The 25,540-nt window shown below is 69.8% G+C and carries 24 protein-coding genes; 15 read left to right on the plus strand and 9 right to left on the minus strand.

Going from position 1 to position 25,540, the window contains the following annotated elements; all coding sequences use genetic code 11:
• Nucleotides 1-42: 42 nt before the first annotated feature.
• The 7 genes from IM760_RS12140 to IM760_RS12170 are packed head-to-tail and all read right to left on the minus strand — an operon-like array spanning nt 43 to nt 5,770.
• Nucleotides 43-1,317 carry an MSMEG_0569 family flavin-dependent oxidoreductase gene (locus IM760_RS12140; protein WP_204429609.1) on the minus strand — a complete coding sequence of 425 codons (1,275 nt, stop codon included), beginning with the start codon at nt 1,315-1,317 and terminating at the stop codon, nt 43-45.
• The gene (locus tag IM760_RS12145) at nt 1,314-1,625 is read right to left on the minus strand and encodes an MSMEG_0570 family nitrogen starvation response protein (RefSeq protein ID WP_204429611.1); all 312 of its coding nucleotides are present in this window, start codon (nt 1,623-1,625) and stop codon (nt 1,314-1,316) included. The genes IM760_RS12140 and IM760_RS12145 overlap by 4 nt, the downstream gene beginning before the upstream one ends.
• Complete coding sequence (locus tag IM760_RS12150) at nt 1,618-2,613, minus strand: sll0787 family AIR synthase-like protein (RefSeq protein WP_204429613.1); 996 nt, start codon at nt 2,611-2,613, stop codon at nt 1,618-1,620. The genes IM760_RS12145 and IM760_RS12150 overlap by 8 nt, the downstream gene beginning before the upstream one ends.
• Nucleotides 2,614-2,622: 9 nt before the next feature.
• Complete coding sequence (locus IM760_RS12155; protein WP_204429614.1) at nt 2,623-3,165, minus strand: MSMEG_0567/Sll0786 family nitrogen starvation N-acetyltransferase; 543 nt, start codon at nt 3,163-3,165, stop codon at nt 2,623-2,625.
• A complete protein-coding gene (locus IM760_RS12160) occupies nt 3,162-4,286 on the minus strand; it encodes an MSMEG_0568 family radical SAM protein (RefSeq protein WP_204429615.1) in 1,125 nt (374 codons plus the stop codon). Before IM760_RS12160 ends, IM760_RS12155 begins: the two co-directional genes overlap by 4 nt.
• Complete coding sequence (locus IM760_RS12165) at nt 4,243-5,277, minus strand: Nit6803 family nitrilase (RefSeq protein ID WP_204429616.1); 1,035 nt, start codon at nt 5,275-5,277, stop codon at nt 4,243-4,245. Before IM760_RS12165 ends, IM760_RS12160 begins: the two co-directional genes overlap by 44 nt.
• A 10-nt stretch (nt 5,278-5,287) precedes the next feature.
• Entirely contained in the window at nt 5,288-5,770 is a 483-nt protein-coding gene (locus tag IM760_RS12170; protein WP_204429617.1) for an MSMEG_0572/Sll0783 family nitrogen starvation response protein, read from the minus strand.
• 267 nt (nt 5,771-6,037) lie between these two features.
• On the opposite strand from IM760_RS12170, the gene IM760_RS12175 reads away from it, so the two are divergent.
• The 14 genes from IM760_RS12175 to IM760_RS12240 all read left to right on the plus strand — a co-directional run bounded on the left by IM760_RS12175 (nt 6,038) and on the right by IM760_RS12240 (nt 21,907).
• A complete protein-coding gene (locus IM760_RS12175) occupies nt 6,038-7,429 on the plus strand; it encodes an aminotransferase-like domain-containing protein (RefSeq protein WP_239549779.1) in 1,392 nt (463 codons plus the stop codon).
• 120 nt (nt 7,430-7,549) lie between these two features.
• Nucleotides 7,550-8,062, plus strand: a complete 513-nt coding sequence (locus IM760_RS12180; RefSeq protein WP_204429619.1) for a GNAT family N-acetyltransferase — start codon at nt 7,550-7,552, stop codon at nt 8,060-8,062.
• Nucleotides 8,059-8,331 carry a DUF6916 family protein gene (locus IM760_RS12185; protein ID WP_204429620.1) on the plus strand — a complete coding sequence of 91 codons (273 nt, stop codon included), beginning with the start codon at nt 8,059-8,061 and terminating at the stop codon, nt 8,329-8,331. Before IM760_RS12180 ends, IM760_RS12185 begins: the two co-directional genes overlap by 4 nt.
• A 42-nt stretch (nt 8,332-8,373) precedes the next feature.
• Nucleotides 8,374-8,802 (plus strand): DUF6916 family protein, encoded by a 429-nt coding sequence (locus IM760_RS12190; RefSeq protein ID WP_204429622.1) that lies wholly within the window; start codon nt 8,374-8,376, stop codon nt 8,800-8,802.
• A gap of 3 nt (nt 8,803-8,805) precedes the next feature.
• Nucleotides 8,806-9,321 (plus strand): phage tail protein, encoded by a 516-nt coding sequence (locus IM760_RS12195; protein ID WP_204429624.1) that lies wholly within the window; start codon nt 8,806-8,808, stop codon nt 9,319-9,321.
• A 12-nt stretch (nt 9,322-9,333) separates the two neighbouring features.
• On the plus strand, nt 9,334-9,846 hold the full coding sequence (locus IM760_RS12200) for a phage tail protein (RefSeq protein ID WP_204429625.1): 513 nt from the start codon (nt 9,334-9,336) through the stop codon (nt 9,844-9,846).
• A gap of 9 nt (nt 9,847-9,855) precedes the next feature.
• Nucleotides 9,856-10,383: a phage tail protein gene (locus IM760_RS12205; RefSeq protein ID WP_204429626.1), complete on the plus strand. Its 528-nt coding sequence runs from the start codon at nt 9,856-9,858 to the stop codon at nt 10,381-10,383.
• Nucleotides 10,384-10,486: 103 nt separating this feature from the next.
• Entirely contained in the window at nt 10,487-17,368 is a 6,882-nt protein-coding gene (locus IM760_RS12210; RefSeq protein ID WP_204429627.1) for a choice-of-anchor Q domain-containing protein, read from the plus strand.
• Nucleotides 17,369-17,459: 91 nt separating this feature from the next.
• A complete protein-coding gene (locus tag IM760_RS12215; RefSeq protein ID WP_204429628.1) occupies nt 17,460-18,092 on the plus strand; it encodes a biliverdin-producing heme oxygenase in 633 nt (210 codons plus the stop codon).
• Nucleotides 18,080-18,892, plus strand: a complete 813-nt coding sequence (locus tag IM760_RS12220; RefSeq protein WP_204429629.1) for a heme/hemin ABC transporter substrate-binding protein — start codon at nt 18,080-18,082, stop codon at nt 18,890-18,892. The genes IM760_RS12215 and IM760_RS12220 overlap by 13 nt, the downstream gene beginning before the upstream one ends.
• Entirely contained in the window at nt 18,879-19,889 is a 1,011-nt protein-coding gene (locus tag IM760_RS12225; RefSeq protein WP_338021396.1) for a FecCD family ABC transporter permease, read from the plus strand. Before IM760_RS12220 ends, IM760_RS12225 begins: the two co-directional genes overlap by 14 nt.
• Nucleotides 19,890-19,892: 3 nt before the next feature.
• The gene (locus tag IM760_RS12230) at nt 19,893-20,717 is read left to right on the plus strand and encodes a heme ABC transporter ATP-binding protein (RefSeq protein ID WP_204429632.1); all 825 of its coding nucleotides are present in this window, start codon (nt 19,893-19,895) and stop codon (nt 20,715-20,717) included.
• A 74-nt stretch (nt 20,718-20,791) separates the two neighbouring features.
• Nucleotides 20,792-21,208, plus strand: coding sequence for a PaaI family thioesterase (locus tag IM760_RS12235; protein WP_204429634.1), 417 nt, complete (start codon nt 20,792-20,794; stop codon nt 21,206-21,208).
• 108 nt (nt 21,209-21,316) lie between these two features.
• Nucleotides 21,317-21,907 (plus strand): 2-hydroxychromene-2-carboxylate isomerase, encoded by a 591-nt coding sequence (locus IM760_RS12240; RefSeq protein WP_204429635.1) that lies wholly within the window; start codon nt 21,317-21,319, stop codon nt 21,905-21,907.
• Between the two features lie 12 nt (nt 21,908-21,919).
• On the opposite strand, the gene IM760_RS12245 is transcribed toward IM760_RS12240, so the two are convergent.
• Nucleotides 21,920-23,635, minus strand: coding sequence for an ABC1 kinase family protein (locus IM760_RS12245; protein ID WP_204429637.1), 1,716 nt, complete (start codon nt 23,633-23,635; stop codon nt 21,920-21,922).
• A gap of 86 nt (nt 23,636-23,721) precedes the next feature.
• Nucleotides 23,722-24,228: a hypothetical protein gene (locus IM760_RS12250; protein WP_204429639.1), complete on the minus strand. Its 507-nt coding sequence runs from the start codon at nt 24,226-24,228 to the stop codon at nt 23,722-23,724.
• Nucleotides 24,229-24,431: 203 nt separating this feature from the next.
• Here IM760_RS12250 and IM760_RS12255 point away from each other — a divergent pair, with 203 nt between their 5' ends.
• Entirely contained in the window at nt 24,432-25,523 is a 1,092-nt protein-coding gene (locus IM760_RS12255; protein WP_204429641.1) for an AraC family transcriptional regulator, read from the plus strand.
• Nucleotides 25,524-25,540 lie beyond the last annotated feature (17 nt).

Consider the following 25,540-nt stretch of genomic DNA (forward strand, 5'->3'; position numbering starts at 1 on the left):
AGCGAAACTTTCCCGCTAATACGCGATAAATCTTTTTTATGCTCAGGCGATACCGGCCAGGTATTGCTCGCGCAACGGCAGCCGCGCCGCTTCGATACGGTTGACCAGGTATTCGGCGTCCTCGGCGATGGCATAGATACGCCCGGAGCCCCAGGTGTGCAGCCAGGGCAGGCCCAGGAAATAGAGACCCGGGCTGGCGGTGACGCCGCGCCGGTGTTTGGGGTAGCCAGTGGCGTCGAAGGCCGGGGCGTCGATCCAGGAAAAGTCCGGTGCATAGCCGATGCACCAGATCACGGCGGCGATGCCTTCCGCTTCCAGGTCCAGTTCCCTGTCCAGGTCCCGGGGCGGTTCCCACACCGGTTCATAGGGCGGCTCGGTGGGCGCGTCGATGCCCTCGCGGGCGATGTAGTCGTCGATGCTGTTCTTGATGCGCGCGTTGGTGGCATCGGCCTGGTCCAGGTTTTTGCCCAGGTCATCGCCGAAGCGGGCCTGGCCGGCTTCCACGGTTTCAAGCCGGCCGTGCAGGCGCATGCCCTCCAGGGCGAAACGGCGCAGGTCGATGTCGCGGCCACCGTCGCGGCCGGTGACGTAGTGGTTGGCCTTGGCGCGCACCTGTTCCTCGGTGAGGTGATCCTGGACCGGAATCCGGTAATGGCCCATGTCGTCGAGCCAGTCCACCACATCGCGGCCCCGGTAAAAGCGTGAAACCCGGGGCGCCGGGCCCACCGCCAGATGCACCCGGCGGCCGGCCAGGTGCAGGTCCTCGGCGATCTGGCAGCCGGACTGGCCGGTGCCGACCACCAGCACCGCGCCCTCCGGCAGCGCCTCGGGGTTACGATAGGCGGAGGCGTCCACCTGTTTGATGCGCGCCGGCAGCCGGCGCGCGTAACCCGGTACCTTGGGCCGGTGATAGCTGCTCACCGCCATCACCACCTGGTCGGCGGTGAGCGGGCCCCGGTCGGTGTCCAGACGGTAGCCGCCCACCGGCAGGGCGCGTACCGCCCGAACGGTAATGCCCTCGATCAGGGGCGGATCGAAGGCGGCGCGGAACCGTTCCATCCAGGCGACGATGTCCTCCTTGACCATGAAGCCGTGGGGATCGTCGCCGTCGTAGGGGTGGTCCGGCAGCCGGCATTGCCAGTTCGGCGTGACCAGGCAGAAGCTGTCCCAGCGTTGCTCCTTCCAGGCGTGAAAAGCCTGCTCCTTCTCCAGCACCAGATGGTCGATGTCCCTTTGCCGGAGCAGATAGCTGGTGGACAGGCCGGCCTGGCCGCCGCCCACCACGATCACCGGGTAATGGCGTTTGGCGAAGGTCATGGGGTTTCCTCCTCGGTGGTGACGGCACCCACCCGGGTGACGGTGACGCGGGCATCCGCTTGTCCGGCGAATTGCCGGCCGCGGGTTTCCAGGGCCAGCAGCTGGCTGTCGGCGCTGGTGCAGCGGAAGCCGTACTTTTGCTCCACGCGATCGCCGGCCAGGGTCAGGGCGTCCCGGCTCAGGGCCAGGAATTCCGCCAGCGGATAACTCTCGCCGGCGCGCAGAAAATCGTGGATCACGGTGGACGGGGAGTAGCAGCGCTGTTCGCTGTGGTCCGGCCAGCGCACGTTGAAGTGCACTTCAGGCATGGTGACCTCCTTGACGGGAAAGGGGAGAACGAGGGACGAAGGGGCGGCCCAGGTACGGGGTTTGCTGATGGTTCCAGAACGGGTGACGCTGATTGCCCAGGCTCAGGGTCAGTTGGTCGCCGTCGGTGACCCGGCCGACCTCGGCCACGGCCAGGTCCCGGGCCTGAAAGCGCCGGCTTACCTCGGCCACCCGGTCCGGCGCCACCGCCAGCACGAAGCCATAGCTGGGGAAGGTGCGCAGCCAGCGCTCCAGGGGGGCGTGTGGCGGGCGGGGCAGCGCGTCCAGGCTCAGTTCCGCGCCCACCCCGGAGGCTTCCAGCAGCATCAGGGCGGTGCCCACCGGCCCGGCCATGGAGATGTCCTTGCCGGCCCGGCAAAGGCCGTCCTCCGCCAGCCCCGGCAGGATCGCCAGGTCGCCGCGCAGGCGCGCTCCGGGAGCGTCGCTGCTGGCGTCCCAGTTGTCGCCCACGGCCCGGTAGCGACCGCGCAGATCGCAGGCCACCAGCAGGGTGTCCCCGGGGCGGGCGTCGAAGCTGGTCAGCAGGGCCTGGGCGCGGCCCAGAATCGCCACCGACAGTTGCGGCCGGTCGCAGTGGGCGTTGCTGTGTCCGCCCACCAGTGGCACGCCGTATTTGCCCGCCGCCTCGCGCAGCCCGGCCAGGATCGCCGCGCTCTGATCGTCGCCCTGGCTCCACAGCGCGTCGGTGACCGCCAGAGCACGGCCGCCCATGGCGGCGATGTCGCTGACGTTCACCATCACGCCGCAGTAGCCGGCGAAGAACGGCTCGGCGGCCACGAACTCGTTGACGAAGCCTTCCATGGCCATCAGCAGAAAGCCGTCGCCGTCGGCCAGGGCGGCGGCGTCGTCGCCCAGGGGCAGGTGGCCGCTGTCGAGGCCGGCCAGACCCGCCATCACCGGGCGGATGTCGGCCTTGTGGGCGAACGCCGGGGCGGCGCGCAGAGTGGTGATCAGCGTCTCCAGATCCACGGGGCCTCCCTAGGACGCGCGCCGGCCGGTGGCCAGCAGCGGCAGGCGCCCCTCCGGCAGCGGCGGGTAGTGGGACAGGCGGGCGCGCATCAATACATGATCAAGACCGTGCAGCGTCAGGGCGCGCAGACTGTCCCAATGGAGGGCGCGGAACAGCGGTTCGTTGACGGCCTGCACCTGGGCGAAGAACGCCTGGCAGCCGCGCGCCCGGGCGCTGCCCACCGCCAGGCGGATCAGGGCGCTGCCCAGGTGGGCGTCGCGCCGGTAGCCGCGTGCCACCGCCAGCCGCGAGCCGTACCAGATGCCCGGGCGGTCGCTGTGGATGCGCACCGTGCCCACCACTTCGTCCGGGCCGCCGGCCACGTAGGCCACCGCCACGATGGTCAGGGCGCGGCGGTCCAGGGCATCGCCGTCGTCGCCGTCGAACAGACCCTGTTCAGCGCAGAACACCCGGCGGCGGAGCTCACGGGCGGCCTGGTATTCCCAGGCCTCGGAGGTCAGCTTCACCGCGTACTCGCGGCTGCGGAACGGCGTCACCGGCTCCAGGATCATGAGGCATGCTCCAGGGGATCGATCTCGCGGGCATCGTCCTCGAACGCGGACAGCGCCGAGCAGGCGCCGCACCGGCCGCAGCCGGCCTTGATGTCCGCCGAGCGCAGACCGCCGCCGCGCAGCAGCGCGCTTAGCGGCTCCAGGATACGGCGCATGTGCGCCGCCGAGGGCGAGGGGTGATGTTCCAGCGGGGTGCCGGAAATCGGCACGAACGGCACCACGAACGGGTACACGCCCAGTGCCACCAGTTGCCGGCACAGGGCCAGGGTGTCTTCCACCGTATCGCCCAGGCCGGCCAGCAGATAGGTGCTCACCTGGCCGCGCCCGAACACGTCCACGGCGTCGGCGAACGCTTCCAGATACTGGTCCACGCTGATCGACGCCTTGCTGGGCATGATCGTTTCGCGCAGGGCCGGGGTGGCGATTTCCAGGTGCATGCCCAGGCTCTCGATGCCGCTGTCGTGCAGCCGCCGGAACCAGACGCGGTCGTCCGGGGGCTCGCACTGGCCCTGGATCGGCAGGTCCACGGCGGCGCGCACGGCGCTGGCGCTGTCGCACAGCACCCGGGCACCGCGATCCTGCAGATTGGGGGTGCCGGTGGTCATCACCATGTGTTTGACGCCGTCCAGCGCCACCGCCGCCTTCGCCACCTCGGCCAGCTGCGCCGGCGTTTTGTGGGCAATGGTGCGGCCCTCGTCCAGGGACTGGCCGATGGCGCAGAACTGGCAGGACACCTTGCGATTGTTGTAGCGGATGCAGGTCTGCAGAACGGTGGTGGCGAGCACGTCCCGGCCGTGCAGGGTGGCGATGTGGGAGTAGGGCACGCCGTCGGCGGTGCTCAGATCGTAGAAGCGTGGCCGGTCGGTGAACGCCATGCGCGCGATCTCCTCGCCACCCCGGGTGACCCGGCTGCCGTCCAGTTCATAGGGGGAATCGCCGGCGCCGGCGGTGTGCACCGGGATCATCACCACCTTGCCGCCGATCTCCACCGCCTTGTGGTCGGAGGGGCCGGCGCCGCCACGGCGGCTGGGGGCGCCGGCGGCCGGGTCGCTCAGCCGCACGCCCCGGGTCTGCAGCTCATTGATGAGCCGCTGATTGAAGCGGGTACTCTTGCTGCTCATGCTCATCGCTCCCGATGGGGGCCCCGGCGGTGTCTCCGCCCTCGGGGCCGTGAATAGGGTGCAGGTCGTGAACGGTGGCCGCCGGGCGGCGGTCGATCAGCAGACTCAGCAATTCCGGGCGCGCGTAATGCCCCACGGAATCCATCATCCGCTTGCGTTTGAGGATCAGCGCCATGTCCAGGTCCGCCACGCACAGCCCTTCGCCCTTGGTGACCGGCTCGCCCAGCACCTTGCCTTCCGGCGACACGATCATCGTCATGCAGCCGCCGCGCAGCGCCTTTTGCTGCGCCGGGTCGTCGGTGATGGCCTGGATCTGGTGCTCCTCCAGCCAGCCGGTGGCGTTGACCACGAAGCAGCCGGACTCGGCGGCGTGATGGCGCATGGCCGCCTCGATCTGGTCGGCGAACACCTGGCCGACCATGGAGCCGGGAAACTGGGCGCAATGAATTTCCTCGTGCTGGGTCATCAGCGCGTAGCGGGCCAGCGGGTTGTAGTGCTCCCAGCAGGCCAGGGCGCCGATCCGGCCCACGGCGCTGTCCACCACTTGCAGGCCACTGGCGTCGCCCTGGCCCCAGATCATGCGCTCATGGTAGGTGGGCGTGATCTTGCGGCGCTTGAGCAACAGCCGGCCGTCACCGTCCAGGACCACCTGGGTGTTGTAGAGCGTGCCCCGGTCCCGTTCGTTGACGCCGAGCACCACCACCATGCCGTGGCGGCGAGCGCGCTCGGCGACCCGGTCGATCTCCGGGCCCGGCAACGTCACCGCCCGCTGGTACAGGGCGAGGTGGTCGGGGCCGGAGAACGCCGGGGCGCGCACGAACGAGAAGTAGGGGTAGTAGGGCACCAGGGTTTCCGGGAAAACCAGCAGTTGCACGCCGCGCTCGGCGGCGTCGTCGATCCAGGCACACACCTTGTTCAGGGTGCCGCCGGCGCTGTCCAGGTCCGGCGCGATCTGCGCCGCCGCCGCCCGTACCGTCCTTGCCTCGTTCATGGCGCCCTCCTTACAGGGTCCAGGTGTCGAGGATGAAGGCGTTGTCCCGGCGATGGAGCAGCACCAGGTCCAGCACGTCCAGCGGATTGATTGGTGTAATTCCCTCAATCAATGACGGCTCGCCGTGGCCGTAAAGCGCCTGCAGCGCGAACCGGCAGGCAAACACCTTGCCGCCTTCACCCATGAACTTGGTGAGCTGGTTGTTCATCGCCAAATGGCCCGGGAAGGCCTCGTCGCCCAGGGTCGGGAAACCCCGCTGCAGGCCCAGGGTGACCCCGGGACCATACAGCAGCACCGAGGTATCGAACCCTTTGCGCAGCAGGCGCGTGGCCTGCAACAGGTTGACCAGGCCGATGGAGCCTTCGAATGCCACGGTATGGAAGGTCACCAGGGCCCTCTCGCCGGGTTCCGCCTTGACGTCCTCGAACACCTTCTCTTCGTAGTCGACGAAGAAGTCACCTTTCTGGTGCGCTGCTTTTTCTACGGTGGGCATAGCCGCCTCCCTCTGCGTATGTCGTTGTGTCGCCCGGGGTCGGGCACTGGCAACCAACTGCAATCAAGATGCCAATCAACTCGCAAATTGATTGATTGGTTGTGGCCTCTGTGGCCCAATGGGCGGCGTTTGGCCGGGGTGCGTCGGCGGCGGGGGAAGCGGCGACCAATCAAAGCGAGCCCGGCCGGCGCCGGTGGCCGGGGCGGGTGAACAACCCTGGTGCAGAAAATGACCATCGATAGTGCGAAAAAGACGGAGAGGGCGACCATGGGCAGCGCCGGCGACGGCTGGAAACCCGAACTCAAAACGAGCAACAAGCCGGTCTATCTTCGTATCGCCGACGCCATCGGCGATGACATCCTGGCCGGGCGCTTGACCGTGGGCGAACGCCTGCCGCCACTGCGCGACCTGGCGGGTGCCCTCAAGCTCAACTACGCCACCGTGTCCCGGGCCTACAACGAGGCCCAGCGGCGCGGGCTGATCTATTCGCGGGTGGGGCAGGGCTCCTTCGTCTGTCAGCCGGGCCGGCCCAGCCGGCGCAGCGCCAGCGCCGCCCGCGCCGTGGACATGACCATGAACCTGCCGCCGGAACCCCGCGATCCGCTGCTGCGCGAGCGCATGGAGGCGGGGTTGCGCTCACTGGGGCCGGACCTGCAGCCGCTGATGCGTTACCAGGAATTCGGCGGGTCGGCGGAAGACAGGGAAGCGGCGGTGGCCTGGCTGCAGCGTCGCCCTCTGCGCGTCAGCGAGGACCGGGTGCTGGTGTGCCCGGGGGTGCAGAGCGCGCTGCTGGCGGTGCTCGGCAGCCTGGCGCGGCCCGGTGACGTGGTGCTTTGCGAGTCGCTGACCTATCCGGGCCTGCGCGCCATCGCCGGCCAGCTCGGCATTCGCCTGGTGGGGTTGCCGCTGGATGAGGACGGCTTTGACCCGGACGCCCTGGCGCGGCTGTGCGCCGAACACCATCCCAAGGCGCTGTACTGCAATCCGGTGTTGCTCAACCCGGCGGTGGTGACGCTCAATGAGGAGCGCCGCCACCGGGTGGCGCAGATCGCCCGCAAGCACAACCTGCCGATCATCGAGGACGACGCCTATGGTTTGCTGCCCAGTCACCGGCCGCCGGCGCTGGCCAACCTGGTGCCGGAGCTCACCTACTATCTGTGCGGGTTCAGCAAGTCCCTGGGGGCCGGGTTGCGCGTGGCCTACCTGGCGCTGCCGTCGGCCCGGGTCCGTTCACGGCTCACCGTGACCCTGCGCGCCACCACCGTGATGGCCTCGCCGATCACCGCCGCGCTGGCCTCCTGCTGGGTGCAGGACGGCACCGCCGATCTGGCGCTGTCGCTGACCCGCCAGGAATCCCAGGCCCGCCAGGCGCTGGTCACCGAGATTCTCGCCGGCGCCGATTACCGCTCCCACCCGGAGGCGTTCCATGTGTGGCTGAAGATGCCCGAGGCCTGGAGCCGGGTGGCATTCGCCGCCCGGCTGCGCGCCCAGAACATCAACGTGGTGGTCAGCGATGCCTTCGCCGTCAATGGCAAGCCGCCGGAGGCGGTGCGCCTGTGCCTGGGCGGCCCGGCCAGCCGCCAGGACCTGGCCCATGCCCTGCACCAGATCGCCGACGCCCTGGAACAGCCCGGCGCCGCCAGCGCCGGCTTCTTCTGAGCCCCCTGAGCAGGGCAGTGGCACGGTGCCATGGGTCGTGCTAATGTCCCGCCTTCGATCATGGTGGGTACGGAGCCGGGTGACTGAATAACAGGCACCGACCCGGATTGTGGGGGATAAATGCTGACCGGAACCTTTGACCTGCCCGGCGGGTTGACGCTGCGTCCTGCGCGGACGTCCGACGCCGCCTTTCTGCGTGAGCTGTACGCGGCCACCCGGTCGGACCTGAGTCTGTTGCCGGATGCCGAGCTCGCCGCCTCCCTCATCGATCTGCAATTCAACGCCCAGACCGAAGGCTATGGCCGTGATTTCCCGGAAGCCATGCATTTCATCATCGGCCTGCACCAGGACCGTATCGGCCGGTTGATCCTGGATTTCAGCGCCGGCCGCGTGCACGTGGTGGATCTGTCGTTGATTCCCGCCGCCCGTGGTCAGGGGCACGGTGCCTCGCTGCTGCGGGCCATGCAGCGTACCGCCGAGCGGGTGGCCGCGCCGGTGATGCTGGCGGTGGACCGCGGAAACGCCGGTGCCCGTGAGCTCTACGCCCGGCTCGGTTTCCGCTCCGAAGGCGCCCGTGGCGACTTCCATGAAGCCCTGGTGTGGTGGCCGCCGACCGTGGAGGCCCGGGCATGAGTCTGACCCTGACCCAGGCCCGGGCGGCTCTGGATAGTGGCTTCGTGCTCGATCTGACGCCGCCGTTGACCCTGTGGTTGCGGGAGGTGAATCCGGTCACCGGCCCGGGTGAGGCCTTTTCAATGATTTTCCATGCCCCGGCGGAGCCGGCCCTGTCGCAGCAAACCTACCGCCTGCGTCACGAGACGCTGGGCGAGCAGTGGCTGTTCCTGGTGCCGCTTTCCGAAGGGGGCGAAGGCGCCGTCTACGAGGCGCTGTTCAATAACTGAATCCGACCGGCGCAAGCCGGCATGTTGATTGTGGGGGAAAAGATGGACCGACGCGCCTTTCTGGTCGGGGTGGCGACCCTGCCCATGTTGATGGCCGGCTGTGGCGGTGGTGGCGGTGGCGATGCCGCCGCCGAGCCCGTCACGCCGTCGCTGGAGGAGGCGCGCTCCCTGCGGGCCCGCCTGTTCCGTTCCCTGGAGGGGCAGACGTTTTATCTGGGTCATCCCACCTACGGCGTGGTGGACGCCGTGCTGGAGCGGGTGGTGGACCATACCGTGGACGACACGGTGGAGCAGTTCATGCTGGATTTCTCCACCGCCCCCGGGGTGGATCTGCCTGAAGGCCGCTGGCCCCTGGAACACCCCACCGCCGGTCGCGTGACCCTGTACATCCAGCCCGCCGACGGCGACCCGGACCGGGACCGCTACCAGGCGGTGTTCAGCCAGCTCAACGGCACCGGCGAGGAGGAATAAGCCATGTCCGAACCTTTCGTGGGCGAAATTCGCCTGTTCGCCGGCAATTTCGCGCCCCGTGGCTGGGCGTTCTGCGACGGCCAGGTGCTGGCGGTGAGCCAGAACGACGCCCTGTTTTCCCTGCTCGGAACCGTCTACGGCGGCGATGGCCAGACCACCTTCGGCTTGCCGGATTTGCGCGGTCGCGTTCCGGTACACGCCGGCCAGGGCCCGGGGCTCACCGAGCGGCCTCTGGGAAGTGCCTGGGGGGAGGAGAAGGTAACGCTGAACGGCAACCAGATTCCCGGCCATGAGCACCGGCCCCGGGGGACCTCGGCGGCGGCGAGCAGCCGTTTCCCCGAGGGCAACGTCTGGGCCGGTGCCCCCAATGCCATTTATCGGCGGGACACCCCGGACCAGACCATGGCCGCCGGCCTGGTGGAGCCGGCCGGCGGGAACCAGCCGCACGACAACATGATGCCGTTCCTGGGGGTGCACTTCATCATCGCCCTGTTCGGCATCTATCCGAGCCGAAACTAGGAGGGCCCCGCCATGTCCGAACCCTTTCTCGCCGAGATCCGCATTGTCGGGTTCAACTTCGCGCCCCGGGGCTGGGCGTTCTGCGATGGCCAGATTCTGCCCATCAACCAGAACCAGGCCATGTACTCCCTGCTGGGGACCGCCTATGGCGGCGACGGCCGGGTCTCCTTCGCGCTGCCGGATCTGCGCGGCCGCGCCCCGACCCACCTCGGCGGGGCCGACGACCCGATCACCCAGGGGCAGAAGTTCGGCACCGAAACGCACATCCTGAGCCAGGCGGAAATGCCCGCGCACAGCCATGGTGTTCGCGCCAGCAGTGCGCCCGCCGACGCCACCACGCCGGGTGGTCACACCTGGGGGGTGACCAGCCAGGCGTTTTATGGCCCGGCGGCGGGGCTGGCCATGGCGTCCGGGGCGGTGGACGCCAACCACAGCGGTGCCGCCCAGGCCCACCAGAACTGCCAGCCGTCGCTGGCGCTGAACTTCTGCATTGCCCTGCAGGGGCTGTTTCCGTCCCGGAACTGAGAGGCGACCATGTCCGAACCCTTCATCGCGGAAATCCGTATCTTCGCCGGCAGTTTCTCGCCCCGTGGCTGGGCCTTCTGCAACGGCCAGTTGCTGCCGATCGCTCAGAATACGGCGCTCTTTTCCCTGACGGGCACCACCTACGGCGGCGACGGGCGCACCACCTTCGGGCTGCCGGACCTGCAGGGCCGCGCGCCCTTGCACGCGGGCCAGGGGCCGGGTCTCACCGACCGCCGCCTGGGCGAAAAGGGCGGCGCCGCCACCGTGACGCTCACCGAAGCGCAGATGCCGGTCCATGGCCACGGTGACATCCGCGCCAGCAGTGGCGGGCCGGACAGTGCCTCGCCGGACGGCGCCATCTGGGCCGGCGACCGGCGCAGCCGGGCCCGGGTCTACAGCGACGGCGCCGCCGACGTGCACATGTCGCCGCAGGCTCTGGAAACCGCCGGTGGCTCCCACCCGCACAACAATCGACAACCCGGCCTGGGACTCAATTTCATCATTGCCTTGGTGGGGCTTTTCCCGTCCAGGTCGTGACGCGCGGCGCGCCGCGCCTTTGCTATTTTTGGGGGACAATGTGAGAACCAATAAAGGAACCGCCCGGCCCCGTGGCCCGGCCGGGCTACTGGGACGTGCGCTGGTGACTCTGGGGCTGCTGGGGCTGGCCTCCCTGTCCCAGGCGCTCACCCTGACGGTGAACAGCAATGGAGATGCCGCCGGCGGTGATTGCCAGGGCGGCGGCGTCTGCACGCTGCGCCAGGCGGTCACCGAGGCCAACGCCATTCCCGAGAGCAGCGAAGCGCTGGTGACCATCAACCTGCCGGTGGGGACCTACACCCTCGGCGCCACCCTGGTGATCGAGCGTGCCATGACATTGGTCGGTGGCGGCGGTGATCAGGACGCGGACCCCACCGCCACCATCCTGCAGGCGGGCACCACCGCCGGGGAGGCGGCCAATGGCCAGCTGTTCCGCATCAATCCCTCTTACAGCAACGCCTTCGACACCCGCTTTGCCGCCCTGTGGCTGCGCCATGGCTACAACAACGGCAACGGCTACGGCGGCGCCCTGGATTGGGACGGCAGCGAGGACGCCACCGGCAACGGCGCCGGCACCCTGACCCTCTACAACACCCTGTTCACCGACAACGTGGTCGACAGCCCGGCCGGCACCGGCGGTGCCGTGGCCGCCTTCTACGGCGCCGAGGTCCGGGTGGAGCGATCCGTTTTCCGCGACAACCGGGTGGAGCACAACGGCACCCCGGCGGGTGATAGCGGCGCCCTGTCCGTAAGCCACACCGGCACCGTGACCCTGGACCGGGTCGCCATTAACGGCAACCGGGCCGGCAGCGCCGGCGGCGTCGGCCTTTATCAGATCGGCGCCCGGGCGGAGGTCATCGACAGCACCCTGGCCGACAACGAAGCCGCCAGCGGCCCCGGCGGCGGTTTGGTGATCGCCGACCTGGACGGCGAAGCACACCTCACCAACAGCACCTTCTCCGGCAACCGCGCCGCCACCAACGGCGGCGGCCTGAATCTGGCGCCGGCGGCCGGTGCCTCCGAGCTGCGGCTGGTGCACGTCACCGCCACCGGCAACACCGCCGACAGCGGCGGCACCGGCAACGGCCGGGGCGGCGGCCTGAACGTGGCCAACGACAACGCCCCGGTGACCCTCTACAACACCCTGGTGGCGGTCAACCGCCTGGGGAACGACGAGGCCAGCGACGTGGGCGGCGATCTGGATGGCAACAGCGCCCACAACCTGGTCGGCACCGGTGGCGCCGGCGGCCTGGCGGACGGTGTCCAGGGCAACCAGGTGGGCGTGGCCGAACCGGGCCTGACTGAGCTGGCCGACAACAACGGCTTCACCCGCACCGTGGCCCTGGCCAACGGCAGCCCGGCGCTGGACGCCGGCGATGCCGGCCTGCCCGGCGCCAATCTCGCCACCGACCAGCGCGGCTGGCGGCGGGCCGTCGCCGCGGCCTCGGCCACCCCCCTGGCGACCCCGGACATCGGCGCCTACGAGGCCCATCCCACCCTCAGCCTGATCGCCGATAATGAAATCCTCGGCCTGCTCGAGGGCGCGCCCACCCGGGACCTGGATTTCTATGTGGGTGATGCCGACCAGACCCCGTTGCTGACACTCAGCGTGAGCGCCGACGACACCACCCTGTTGCCCGCATCCGGCCTGCGGCTGAGTGGCACCGGCAACGCCCGCACCCTGTCTCTGACCCCGGCGGCGGGGGAGTACGGCACCACCACCGTGACCCTGACCGCCACCGGCTATACCAATAATGGTGGCGTCCAGGAAAGCCACCAGAGTCAGGAGACTTTCCAGTTCCGGGTGATCCCGCCACCGGAGCTGACCCTGACCAAGACGCACGGCGGCGATTTTCACCAGGGCCAGACCGGCGCCACCTACACCCTGACCGTGGGCAACCAGGGCCCGGGGGACACCCTGGACAGCCCCGTCACCCTGACCGACACCTTGCCCGCCGGCCTGTCCGCCACCGCCCTGAGCGGCACCGGCTGGAACTGCAATGTGGCCACGGTCAGCTGCACCCGTGACGACGTCCTCGCCCCGGGCGCCGGCTACCCCCCGGTGACCCTGACCGTGGACGTGGCCGGCGACGCCGCCGCCAGCCTCACCAACCAGGCCATGGTGACCGGCGGCGGCGACGTGGACGGCGCCACCGCCACGGATCCCACCAAGGTCCTGGTGGCCACCACCACCGCCCTGGCCACCGGCGGCGCCAGCGCCTACGGGCAGACCATCAACCTGGTCGCCACCGTGAGCCCGGGCAGCGCCACCGGTAACGTCAGCTTCGAACGCGCCAACGGCACCGGCTGGGATAGCCTGGGCACCGCCACCCTCAACGGCGGCACCGCTGTCTTCAGCATCCCGGACGGTTACGGTGTCGGCGCTTATACGTTCCGCGCCAGTTATCCCGGGGACGACGATCACTACCAGAGCGGCCCCACCAGCACCGGCCACACGGTCACCAAGGCGGACCAGACCCTCACCTTCTCGCCGCCGTCCACGGTCACCTTCGGCGACAGCGCTTTCACCCTCAGCGCCAGCAGCGACGCCGGCCTGACGCCCAGCTTCGCCAGTTCCGACAGCGACGTGATCGCGGTGAGCGGCACCACCGCCACCATCGTCGGCGCCGGCAGCGTGACGCTCACCGCCAGCCAGGCGGGCAACGGCAATTACAACGCGGCCACCCCGGTGAACCGCACGGTGACCGTGGACCCGCGTACGGTGACGCTCACCGTCACCGGCACCGACCGCACCTATGACGGCAGCCCCAAGGCGGTGACCGTGACCACCACCCCCGCCGGCGTGCCGGTGACGGTAACCTATGACGGCGTCGCCACCGCGCCCACCGACGCCGGCGACTACGCGGTTCACGTGGAGACCGACGACGGCAACTACGCCGGCGACACCGACGTCACCCTGACCATCGCCAAGGCCGGCCAGACCGTTACCTTCCCGGCGCTGGCCACGTACACCGTGGGGGACGCCGCCTTCGCTCTGGGCGGCAGCGCCTCCTCCGGGCTGCCGGTGAGCTACGCCAGCGACAACCCGGGCGTGGTCACCGTCAGCGGCGGCGCCGCTACCATCATTGGCGCCGGCAGCGCCACGATCACCGCCAGTCAGGCGGGCAGTGACAACTACCTGCCGGCCGGCGACGTGGCGCGCACCCTGGTGGTGGAAAAAGCCGCCCAGACCATCACTTTCCCGGCGCCGGCCCCGCTCACCGTGGGAGATCCGGGTTTCAACCTGGGCGCCAGCGTGGACTCCGGCCTGACCCTGAGCTATGCCAGCGCCACCCCGGCGGTGGCCACCGTGGACAGCGCCGGCAACGTGACGCCGGTGGGCGCCGGCAGCACTGAACTGACCGTGTCCCAGGCCGGCAATGACGACTACCTGGCCGCCAGCGTCAGCCGCACCCTGACCGTGGCCAAGCAGGGTCAGACGCTGACCTTTGACGCCATCGCCGACCAGGATTACCCGGGTTCGCCGATCCAGGTGCCGCTCAGCGCCCGCAGCGACCGGAGCCTGCCGATCACCTTCCGGGTGGACAGCGGCCCGGCCAGCGTGGCCGGAGACACCCTCACCGTGAACGGCACCGGCACCATCACCGTGGTGGCGGAGCAGGCCGGCAACGACGAAGTGGCCGAAGCCAGCACGACGCGCAGTTTCCAGTCCCGCGCCGCCGATGACGCCAGCTGGACGGTGGGCACCTGCGCCGACGGCGGCGAGCCGGACAGCCTGCGGGTGATTCTGGATAACGCCGTGGACGGCAATACGGTGGGCTTCCGGTCCGGCCTGGACTGCACCGGCGCCAACGCCATCCGCATCGCCGATGGCGGCACCCTGGTGATCGACCAGGCTCTGGACATTGACGGCCAGGGCGCGGACATCGAGATCAGCGGTGAAGGCCGGGTCGGTGTTCTGAGCGTGGCCGCCACCACCGGTCCGGTGCGGGTGGCGGGCCTGACCCTGCGCGAGGGCAACGCCGCCTTCGGGGGCGGTCTGAACGTGGAGAATTTCTCCGCTGCCCTGACCCTGGAGGCCCTCAGTCTGATCGACAACCGGGCCACCGACCGGGGCGGCGCCCTGGCAATCGGGCTGACCGGCCCGGCGGCCAGCGCCGGGCTCGGCAACCTGACCCTGGCCGGCAACGAGGCCGGCGGACAGGGCGGGGCGCTCGCCCTGGAGGCGGACAGCGCGGTCACAGTCACCGCCAGCCACCTCAGTCTTGCCGGCAACCGCGCGCCGAACGGCGCCCTCGCCGATCTGGTGGGACCGGTGACCCTGGAGCTGCGCAACAGCGTGGTGGCCGGCGACGCCACCTTCAGCACGGCGCCGCTGCCCGCCAACCCGGGCCTGACGCCGACCCTCACCTTCACCGACTCGGTGGTGGAGGGCGGCTATCCCGCCGGCCAGGGCATCATCGACGCCGCGCCGCTGTGGACCCGCCAGGGCGCCCGGTACGCGTTGCTGCCGGGCAGCCCGGCCATCGGCGCCGTCCCGCCGGGCCAGTGTCTGGCCACCGATCAACGTGGCGTGGCGCGCACCGGTCGCTGTGACGCCGGGGCCTGGCAGTCGCGCGGCTTCACCCTGACGCTGGCCGGCGGCGACGATCAGGAAACCCTGGTGGACGCGGACTTCGACGTGCCCCTGGCGGTGACCGTGACCAGTGGCCAGAACGAACCGGTGGCCGGCGGTGAAATCACCTTCACCGCGCCGGCCACCGGCGCCGGCCTGGACGGCGCCCCGCTGACCGCGGCCATCGACGCCGACGGCCTGGCGTCCGTGGCGGTCACCGCCAACGGCGTGGTGGGCGAGTACCTGGCCAGCGCCGACGCGGCCGGCGCCGACGCGCCGGTGACCTTCAATCTGGCGAACCGACCCATCGGCACCGCGCTGACCCTGGCGGCGGCCACCCCGGCCACCGTGAACACGGACTTCGACCTCACCGCCACCCTGAGCGCCGACGCGGCCCTGCCCAGCGGCGCGGTGGATTTCCAGATCGAGGACAACGGCACCTGGACCGACCTGGGCAGCCGTGCCCTGGCCGCCGACACCGCCGTCTACACCCTCAGCGGCGGCCTGGCCGCCGGTGAGTACCGGTTCCGGGCCCGCTTCCCGGGCAACGCCACCCACGAAGCCAGCGACTGGGCGGAAGCCTCCGGCGCCGTCTATCCGCCTCTGGCGGTGGACGATGGCGGCGGCGCGCCGCTGCCCGCGGGCGGCGACCGCACCCTGACCATCCAGGGCGGCGAGGGCGGTGACTACCTGGTGGACGTGCGTGCCCCCGGCGGCGGTCTGTCCAGCCTGACGCCCGCCTGTGGCGCCGGCACCTGCACGGTGCGCTTCCAGGCGCCGGACACCGGCGCTTTCGCCGGTACCTATCAGGTCACCGTGATCGACCGCGAAACCGGCTGGCAACGGGTGGTGGAGATCGTCGTGCCACTGTCGCTGAGCGCCGACCGGGCCACCCTGCTGAGCCTGGACCCGCAACGCCATTCCGCCGCCGTCACGGTCACCGGCGCCGCCCCCGGCGCCACCGTCACCCTGGCCCCTGACGCCGCCGCCCAGGGCGCCGGCATCCAGACCGACGGTCCGGCCAGCGCCGGCGATGAGGCCGACAACGGTAACCCGGCCGGCTTCACGGTGACCGCGCCGGACGGGCTCGCCACGGCCTTGCCGGTGACCCTGACCGCCGCCTCGCCGGGGCTGGCGGACGGCACCCTGGCCATGCGCGCCGAACCGGCCACCGTGTACCAGGGCGTGATCCTGGACTCGCTGGGCGCGCCCCTGCCCGACGCCGAGGTGGTGCTGCTCCAGGAGACCCGCGCCCGTGCCTTGTTGCCGCCCCTGGACGACGAGAACGGCGAGCGCTACCTGGCCACTACCGACATCAACGGCGACTTCGTGCTCTACGCCCCGCCGCTGAACGCCGGCGCCGTCCACTGGCTGGAAGCCACGGCGCCCTACTACGTGGCCACCCGCCGGGAAGCCGCGGACTGCGCCGTGTCGCCCTGCATGTTGACGCTCACCGCCGCCGAGGACGTGGCCACGCCGCGCTTCACGCCGCCGGCCGGCGCCTACCCGGGCGGGGTCACCGTGACCCTGGAAAGCTCGTCCCCCGGGGCCACCCTGCGTTACACCCTGGACGGCACCACACCCAGCCTGAGTCATGGCATCGAGGTGGCCAACGGCACCCGCCTGACCGTGGAAACCGACACCACCGTGAAGGTGATCGGCTACCAGGCCGGGCTGAACGTGTCCGAGGTGGCCAGTGCTCGCTACACCATCACCGCCGTGACCGTGGACAGCGGCGGCGGTGCCGGCGGTCTGGCCTGGTGGTTGCTGGCGCCGCTGCTGCTGTGGCGGGCCGCCGGCGGCCGCCGCGCCGCCCCGCTGGCCCTGGCGGTGCTGATGCTGGCGCCGCCCCTGGCCCACGCCGAGGGCCTGTTCCTGGGCGCGGAACTGGGTCAGGCCCACAGCCGGGCGGACACCGGCGACATCAATGAAAGGCTGGCCCTGCGCGGGCAGGCCGGGGAGGCGCGGGTCGACGACCGCCGCCGCGTCGCCGGCCGGTTGTACGTCGGTTACCAGTGGGGCGGGCGTTGGGAAGCGCAGCTGGGCTACACGGACCTGGGCGAATTGGCGGTGGCCTACGACAACACCGGTCCGGTGTCCGCCGCCGCCCTGGCCGCCGCCACCCCGGTGGCCGGCCAGGGTCTGGAAGCCAGCGCCGGCCACCGCTGGGCCCTGAACGACGCCTGGTCCCTGGCCGCCCGCCTGGGGTTGATCCACTGGCGCGCCGAGCTGGACGTGGCCGGCGACGAACGCACCCGCTGGGGCACCGGCCTGGTCCTTGGCGCCGCCGTCGAGCGACGGTTGACCGACCACTGGGACGCCTCCTTGTCCTGGACCCGTTACCGGCTGGCCGGGGAAGACACCGATCTGCCGGCCCTGGGAGTGCGTTACCGGTTCGCCGCGTTCTGAGACTTTTCTGGTAAAAAGACCGTTCTCGTTCGTTGTAGGGGGGAAGGGGCCTGAATGGCCCGCCCCCGTTTAACGATCACGAGGAACGCTGATGACCACGCTTGCCGACCCCGCCCAAGCCGACCGCACTCTGTCCGCCCGCCTCAAGCAGGAAACCCACGCCATCCACGACGCGCTGGACAACCGCATCAGCGCCCTGTCGCCGTTTCTGGACCGCGCGCACTACGCGCGCTTCCTGCGCGTGCAGCTGCGTTTCCAGACCGCCACCGCGCCGCTCTATGAGCGCGACGATCTGCAGCAACGGTTCCCGGGGCTGCTGGAGCGCAGCCGGGTGGATCTGATCGAGGCGGATTGCCGCGATCTGGGCATCGCCGAGGCCGACATCGAGGCGGACCGCACCGCCGGCCGGGCAGTGGCCATCGAAGACGGCGACGCCGTGATCGGTTGGCTGTACACCAACGAGGGCTCCAATCTGGGCGCCGCCTTTCTGTTCAAGCGCGCCCGGAAGGAACTGGACCTGAGCGCCGACTTCGGTGCCCGCCATCTGGCCGGCCATCCGGACGGACGCGGCCTGCATTGGAAGCGCTTCAAGGCCCAGCTGGACGAACTCGGCCTGAACGATGCGCAGCAGGACCAGGCGGTGGGCGGCGCCCGGGCCGCGTTCGCGTTCGTGCGGGAATCCGTGGAAGCGGTCATGGCCGGAGGGCTGGCATGCGAGTGGTGATCGGGCTGCTGGCCCTGTGTCTTTCCATGGCTGGTCAGGCCCAGCAGCGTCTGGTGGTGGCCGGTGGCGAACTGACCGAAATCGTTTATGCCCTGGACGCCGGCGATCGGCTGGTGGCGGTGGATTCCACCAGCAACTATCCGGCGGCGGCGCGGCAACTGCCCAAGCTCGGTTATGTGCGGGCGCTGCCGGTGGAGGGCACCCTGGCCCTGAAGCCGGACCTGGTGCTGCTGTCCGGGGAGGCGGGCCCGCCGCCGGCGGTGGCGCAGCTGAAACAGGCCACCTCGGTGCGTGTGATCGACCCGGAGTGGAGCCCGGCCGGGCTGTTGGCCCGGGTCGAGCAGGTGGCGCAGGCACTGGATCTGCAAGAGCGGGGCGAGCAACTGAACGCCGAGCTGCGCGAGCGCTTCGCGACCCTGGATAAAAGGCTGCCGCTGGCGGACCCGCCGCGCACTCTGCTGGTGCTGTCCGCCGGCCGCCACGGCGTGCAGGTGGCGGGCAAGGGCACCCAGGGTCAGGCCTTTCTGGATGCGCTGGGGCTGCCCAACGTGACCAACGGGGAGGGCTACAAGCCGCTCAATGCCGAGGCGGTGCTGGCCGCCGATCCGCAACTGATCATTATCGCCGAGACCCGCCCGGGCAGTTTCCAGCCGGAACAGCTGCCGCTGCTGGACCATACCGACGCCGGCGCCCATGGCCGGGTGCTGGTGGCCGACGGCATGCGGCTGCTGGGCTTCGGCCCGCGCCTGCCGGACGCCATGGAAGCGGTGCTGGAGGTGGCCACCGGTGAGGGCCGCTGAGCCCCGGCGCTGGCCGGTGGCACCGACGCTGGCCGCCTTGGCGGGTCTGCTGGCCCTGGGCATGGTGATCGCCGCTCTGGCCGGCCCCTTTTCGGTGGCCCCGGCGACGCTGTGGCGGGGTGTCTGGGAAGGCGGCGAGCAGCCCGGTTATCTGGTGGTGCGGGACCTGCGGCTGCCGCGCATCCTGATGGCGGCCCTGGTGGGCGCGGCGCTGGCGTCCACCGGCGCCGCCCTGCAGGGGCTGTTCCGCAACCCCCTGGCGGACCCGGGGCTGATCGGCATCTCCGCCGGCGCCGCCCTGGGGGCGGTGTCGGTGATCGTGCTCGGCGGTGGTGCCCTGGGCGATCAGGCGCTGCCGGTGGCCGCTTTCGCCGGCGCCCTGATCACCACCTTACTGATGTGGCGCATCGCTTCCCGGGGCGGGGAAACCCGGGTCGCCTTGCTGCTGCTGGCGGGCATCGCCATCGGCGCCATCGCCATGGCGCTCACCGGCGTGCTCACCTTCCTGGCCGACGACAACGAACTGCGCACCCTCACGTTCTGGGCAATGGGCAGCCTGGCCCACAGCCGCTGGTCCGACGTCGCTCTGGTGGCGCCCTGGCTGCTGGCGGGCATCGTGCTGATGCCGCTGCTGGCACGGCCGCTCAACGGCTTGATGCTGGGCGAGCAGGCGGCCCTGCACCTGGGCCACGCGGTGCCCCGGGCCAAGCGCGCGGTGATGGTGCTGGGGGCGGTGTCGGTGGGCGCGGCGGTGGCCGCCGCCGGCCAGATCAGTTTCGTGGGCCTGGTGGCCCCGCACCTGGTGCGGCTGCTGATCGGCGTCGATCACCGCTGGCTGATTCCCGGCGCCGCCGCCCTGGGCGCGGTGCTCACCGTGCTCGCCGACACCCTGGCGCGCACCCTGGTGGCGCCGGCGGAACTGCCCATCGGTCTGGTGATGGCGCTGCTGGGCGGGCCATTTTTCCTGGTGTTGTTGCTGCGCCGCCATGGAGTCTGACCAATGAATGACGCGCTGCTGAACGTGGCCGGCGTAACCGTGCGCGCCGGCGACCGCGCCCTGCTGTCGGAGGTGAGCTTCCAGGCCCGCGCCGGCGAGCGGCTGGCGCTGCTGGGCCCCAATGGCGCCGGCAAGTCCACCCTGATGCGTGCCCTGGCCGGCGACCTGACCCCGGACGCCGGCACCGTGACCCTGCAGGGCAGGCCCCTGCCGGACTGGCCGCTGGCGGAACTGGCGCGGCGTCGTTCGGTGATGCTGCAACACACCCCGATGGGGTTTCCGGTGCGCGTCGATGAAGTGGTGGCCCTGGGGTTGCCCGGGCGTCGCCGGGGCAACGCCGGCGATGCGCTGGTGGGTCAGCTGCTGGACCGGTTCGGCGTCGCCCATCTGCGCGGGCGGGCCTACCCGTCCCTCTCCGGCGGCGAACAACAGCGGGTGCATCTGGCCCGGGTGCTCGCCCAGGTGTGGGAGACGCCGCGGCCGCGCCTTCTGCTGCTGGACGAAAGCACCTCGGCGCTGGACCCGGCCCAGCAGTACCGGGTGCTGGCCACCCTGGCGGCGCTGGCCGAGCAGGGCGATTATCTGATCGTGCTGGTGTGCCACGACCTGCCGCTCGCCCACGCCTTCGCGTCGCGGGTGCTGATGCTGGATCAGGGTCGCCTGCTGGCCGACGACACGCCGGCCCGGGTGCTGACCCCGGAGCGGCTGGCGGCGGTCTATGGCTTGCGCAGCCGCTGGCTGGATCATCCGGATGGGCCGGTGCTGCATGTGGAAGGGGCGCTCGCGCGAAGCCCCGACGGCGAGGTTCCCCATCGAGCGTTGCCGTGACCCACGGGTTCCCGCGCTGGTCAGGCGGGGTCCGATCGGCAATGCTTTGGGTTTTCGCCGTGGAGGAAAACGCGATGACCAATTTCGAGCGGGTGGCCGAGCTGATGGGGCCGCCGTTCCTGCGCTTGCTGGGCGTGGAAGCGGTATCCATTGAAGAGGGGCGGGTGGTCTCCCGGGTGCCGATCCGCGAGCAACTGCATCAGCAGAACGGCTATGTGCATGCCGGTGTGATCGGCAGCGTCGCCGACCACACCGCCGGCGCCGCCGCCGGCACCCTGCTGGATGAGCACCACATGCCGCTGACCGCCGAGTACAAGGTGAACCTGCTGCGCCCGGCCACCGGCGCGGCGCTGGTGTGCGAGGCCACCGTGCTGAAGGCCGGGCGGGCGATCACCGTGGCGGAATCGGAGGTGTTCGCCGAGGACGAACAGGGCGGCCGCAAGCTGGTGGCCAAGGCCACCGTGACCTTGTCCATCGTGCCTGTGCGCTGACCGGACCCGCGCAGCGATGGCGCCGTGCGAAATGAGCAACGGGAGAGTGAAGCGGCGCGGGCTTTACGCCTAAACTGCGGGTTCATGGGGAGCCAGCGGGGAGAAGCCATGGCCGAACTGGAGTTCTGGTTCGATTTCGCCAGTCCGTACGCCTATCTGGCGGCGGAAACCATCGGGCCCGCCGCCTTGGAGGCGGGGGTGGCGGTGCGTTGGAAGCCGTTTCTGTTGGGGCCGATCTTTCAGGAACAGGGGTGGCGCGATTCGCCGTTCAATCTGTTCCCCGCCAAGGGACGCTATTTCTGGCGGGATCTGCAACGGGAGACACGGCGGCTGGGGGTGCCCTGGCAAAGGCCGGCGCGGTTTCCCTTCAACAGCGTCCTGGCCACCAAGACCGCCACCTGGATCGAGCCCGACGAGCGCCTGCCGGCGTACTGCCAGGCCCTGTTCCGCGCCGGCTTCGCCGAGCGTCGCGATCCGGCCACGCCGACGGTGGTGTCCGCCTGCCTGCGCGCCGCCGGTCTGGATGACGGGCCCCTGGAGCGGGCGCTGGCGGAAGACGGCGGCCAGCGCTTGCGGGCCGACATCAACCGGGCCCGGGAGCTGGACATCTTTGGCGCCCCATCCTTCGTGGTGAAGGGAGAACTGTACTGGGGCAACGAACGGCTGGCGGCGGCGCTCGAGCGGGCCTGGGTGGATTAGGGCCTGTTCACCCTAGGCGCCGGTGGCCAGCGGGCGCCAGCGGCGCCACCAGGGCGCCGGGTCCGGCCGTGGCGCCGGCCCGGTGTCGCCCAGGGTGGCCGGGTTGCTCAGGTAGGCCAGCACCAGCCGGGCCACGTCCACCCGGGGCTGGTAGTGCAGGAACAGCCCGCCCAGGGTGCCGAACACCCGCGCCAGCATGATGAACTCCGCGGGGAGGGTTTCCACCGGGTCGTCGCCCATGCGAATCAGCAGCTCCCGCACGCGGGCCATCACCTGCTTGGCGCCGGGCCATTCGGTGCCGTCATTGCCCGCCGTGAGCAGGGCCTCGCGCAGCTGGTCGAGCAAGGCGTCGGTGAAGGCCAGCAGAGTGTCCGGGCGGCCGCTGCGGGTGGCGAACCCGAGCTCGGCCAGGGTCTCGGCGACCACCTGGCGCTCGCCGACGATGGCCGCCTGCAGTACCCGCAGATAGCCGCGCCGGAAGGGTTCCGGCAGCTCGATGGTGCAGCCGAAGTCCAGCACCACCAGACGGTCCTGGTCGTCCACCAGCAGGTTGCCCGGGTGCGGATCGGCCTGGAACACACCGCCCACCAGCAACTGATGAAACCAGGCATCCAGCAGAGTGTGCAGGGAATCCGCGACGGCCTGGTCGCGCCCCTGTTGCCGGTATTCGTCGAGCACCGTGGTCAGCTTGCGACCCTGGACGAATTCACTGGTCAGCACCCGCCGGCCGCACAGGCTGTCCACGGTGGCGGGCACGGTGATCGACGGCTTGTCCGCCAGGAGCGCGCGGACCCGGCCCATGGCGCGGGCCTCGCCCCGGTAATCCAACTCGTCACGCACGGTGCGCTGGATCTCGCCGATGATGGTGTCGAAATCCATCGGCGGCAGGGCGCCGCGCACGCTGTCGATAAAGATTTTCAGCAGCGACAGATCCAGCTCGATCACCTCATCCAGACCCGGGCGTTGCACCTTGACCGCCACCTGGCGGCCGTCCGGCAGCCGCGCCCGGTGCACCTGGCCGATGCTGGCGGCGGCCAGCGGTTGCGGATCAAAAAAGTCGAACAGCTGCTCCAGCGGGGCGTCGAACTGCGCCTCGATCACCGCGCGCACCGCCTCGAAGGTTTCCGGGCGGGCCTGGTCCTGCAGTGGCGCCAGTTCTTCCACCCAGGCGGCGGGCAGCAGGTCCGGGCGGCTGGACAGGATCTGGCCGATTTTCAGAAAGGCGCCGCCCTGTTCCAGGGAGGTTTTCCGGAAGCGGCGCGCGTTCTTGCGATGCAGGGCGTCCAGCGCCGCCTGTCGCATGCTGGAGGGCAGAAAGGCGGAGCGGGTGCCCCACAGGCGGTAACTGGCCAGTACCCGGGTCAGCATCCAGCCGGTGATCGACAGCCGTTTGAGGCGGGCCGGCCAGCGCTTCGCTTCGCGGGCCAGTTCCTGGCACTCACCGGCCACGTCGCCGGCGCCGCTCTCGAAGGCGCGCCAGGCGGCCAGGGCCTGGTCGGCCAGCTGGCGGCCCTGCCAGGCGGTGCGCTCGATGGCCTTGAGGGTGCCTTCCATGACCGCCAGCCAGGCGCGCAGGCCGCCGTCGCGCTGATGGCCGGAGAAGGCTTTCAGGGCCGGCCAGTCCTGCCCGCTGGTAGCGGCGTCCGCGGGCTCATGGCCGGCGGGCTTGCGGCGGGCGGACTCGCGTACAGCGGGCGGCGCCGGTGCGGTGTGCTCGGTAACGCTCATGGAATGCCCCTTCGTTATTTAATGTAGTACAAAATAGGACAGGGTCCGGCGTCTGGCAATGGCGATGTGAACACTTGTTACAAAAATCAGCCGTCGGCGTCCCGCTCCAGGCAGTCGTGGCACAGCCACACCACCGGCGCCGCCGGTTCCGTGGTCAGCCCGCGCAGCGCCTTTTGGCCGCGGGGCAGGGCGGTACCGCAGCGGGTGCATTGGGTGGGCCGGTTGACGATCACTTCCTGCCAGGCGTCGACGCTCTCCAGCAGCGCCCGGGCCACGGTGCCGCCCTGGTCGGCGGGCACGAACGCCGGCGGCGTGCGCGGCTGGCCCTTGGCGGCGGAGGCCAGGCGGCGGGCGTCGCGGGCCACGTTGTCCACCAGTTGCGAGGAGTCGGCGACGATGCCGTCCACCAGCCGGAAGCTGTCTTCCAGCACGTTGCGGATCAGATGGGAGACGGTGACCCTTTCCCGCTCGGCGGCGTCGCGCAGGCTGTCTTCCAGGTCCTGGGGCACGCGGGTCTGGATCACCCGGTCCTTGCGTTCGCCGTCCGCCGACGGGCGGCGACCCCGGCGGCGGGGGCGTGGCGTGTCTTTCATGATGGTGGCGCCCTGGTGGTGAGGGTCGGTATCCGGTGTGGCCGACAATGTACTACATAAAAGCGGCCTCGTGCATTCGAGGCGGTGCCTTTTGCGAACGGTTACCCCTGTCTCCGCTGCCTTGAAATCCCGCTCTTTGTCGGGATATTTTCAGCCTGCCGGACGACGGGTGCCCGGCAAGAATAATAAGGCGAAGGTGTATCATGGAAAGAGACACTCCCTGCATTCCCCTGGGACACATACAGACCTATTTTGATTTACGAAAAAGCCTGAGGCTGGAGCCGGACTGGCTATTAAAAAAATCGCACCTGACCATCGATGAACCGCACGAGCTTCTTGAGGTGATCGTTGGCATCGATCAGCAGGTGTTTTACCGGAATGCCGGTATTGATTACCGCCCCGACGAACAAAACCGCTTTGTCAGCGCCCGGCAGGTGGTGGCGCTGGTGGACCAGGCGGTGAAGGCCCTGAAAATGCCCTATCTGGGGCTGGCCATGGGTAACCTGATGACCATTTCCCACCACGGCATGGCCGGGGTGGCCGCGGTCACCCAAACCACCTTGCTCGAGTGTCTGCAGGTGATTTCCCGCTTCTGCGATGAACTGTTTCCGCCCCTCTCCATGATCCCGCGCGTCGAGGGCGACACGGGCATTTTCGCCATCACGGAAGAGATTTCCCTGGCGCCTTACAGCCATTTTTTCTTCGAGCTGAACATGGTGAGTTTCTACAACATCATGTGGCACCTTATCGATAAGGATCGCCATGACTTCCGCGTGGATTTTCATTATCCGGAGCCGGCCTGGGGGAATATCTATCGTCGCTACTTCAAGTGCCCGGTGAATTTTGGCCAGCCGGAAACCCGCATCGTCGGCCCCGCCAGTCTGGCCGAGGCGGAACTGCCACTGGCCAACCGGCTGATGGCCATGTCCGCGGAAAAAATCCTGTTCGAGAATATTCCCACCCGGGCCTGGCGCTTTCTGCCCCTGCGCCTGCGCCGCATGCTGTTGCGCTGCTATGGCGCTTTCCCATCGCTGGAAAATGCCGCCTCGGAGATGGGCATGAGCGGGCGTACCCTGCGACGCAAACTGGCGGAGGAGGGCACCAGCTACCAGAAGGAACTGGACCGGGTGCGCCAGCGACTGTCCCGGGAGTATTTCGCCCGTGGCGGGCGGTCCATTACCGAGCTTTCCATGATGCTCGGATTCACCGACTCCTCCGCTTTCGCCAAGGCTTTTCGTCGCTGGACCGGGCTCTCTCCCAGCGAATTCATGGAGAAAGACCCCACGGCTCGCTGACCGCCCGGCCGTCTCCC

The sequence above is a fragment of the Alloalcanivorax marinus genome, from assembly GCF_016906305.1.
Taxonomy (GTDB): Bacteria; Pseudomonadota; Gammaproteobacteria; order Pseudomonadales; family Alcanivoracaceae; genus Alloalcanivorax; species Alloalcanivorax marinus.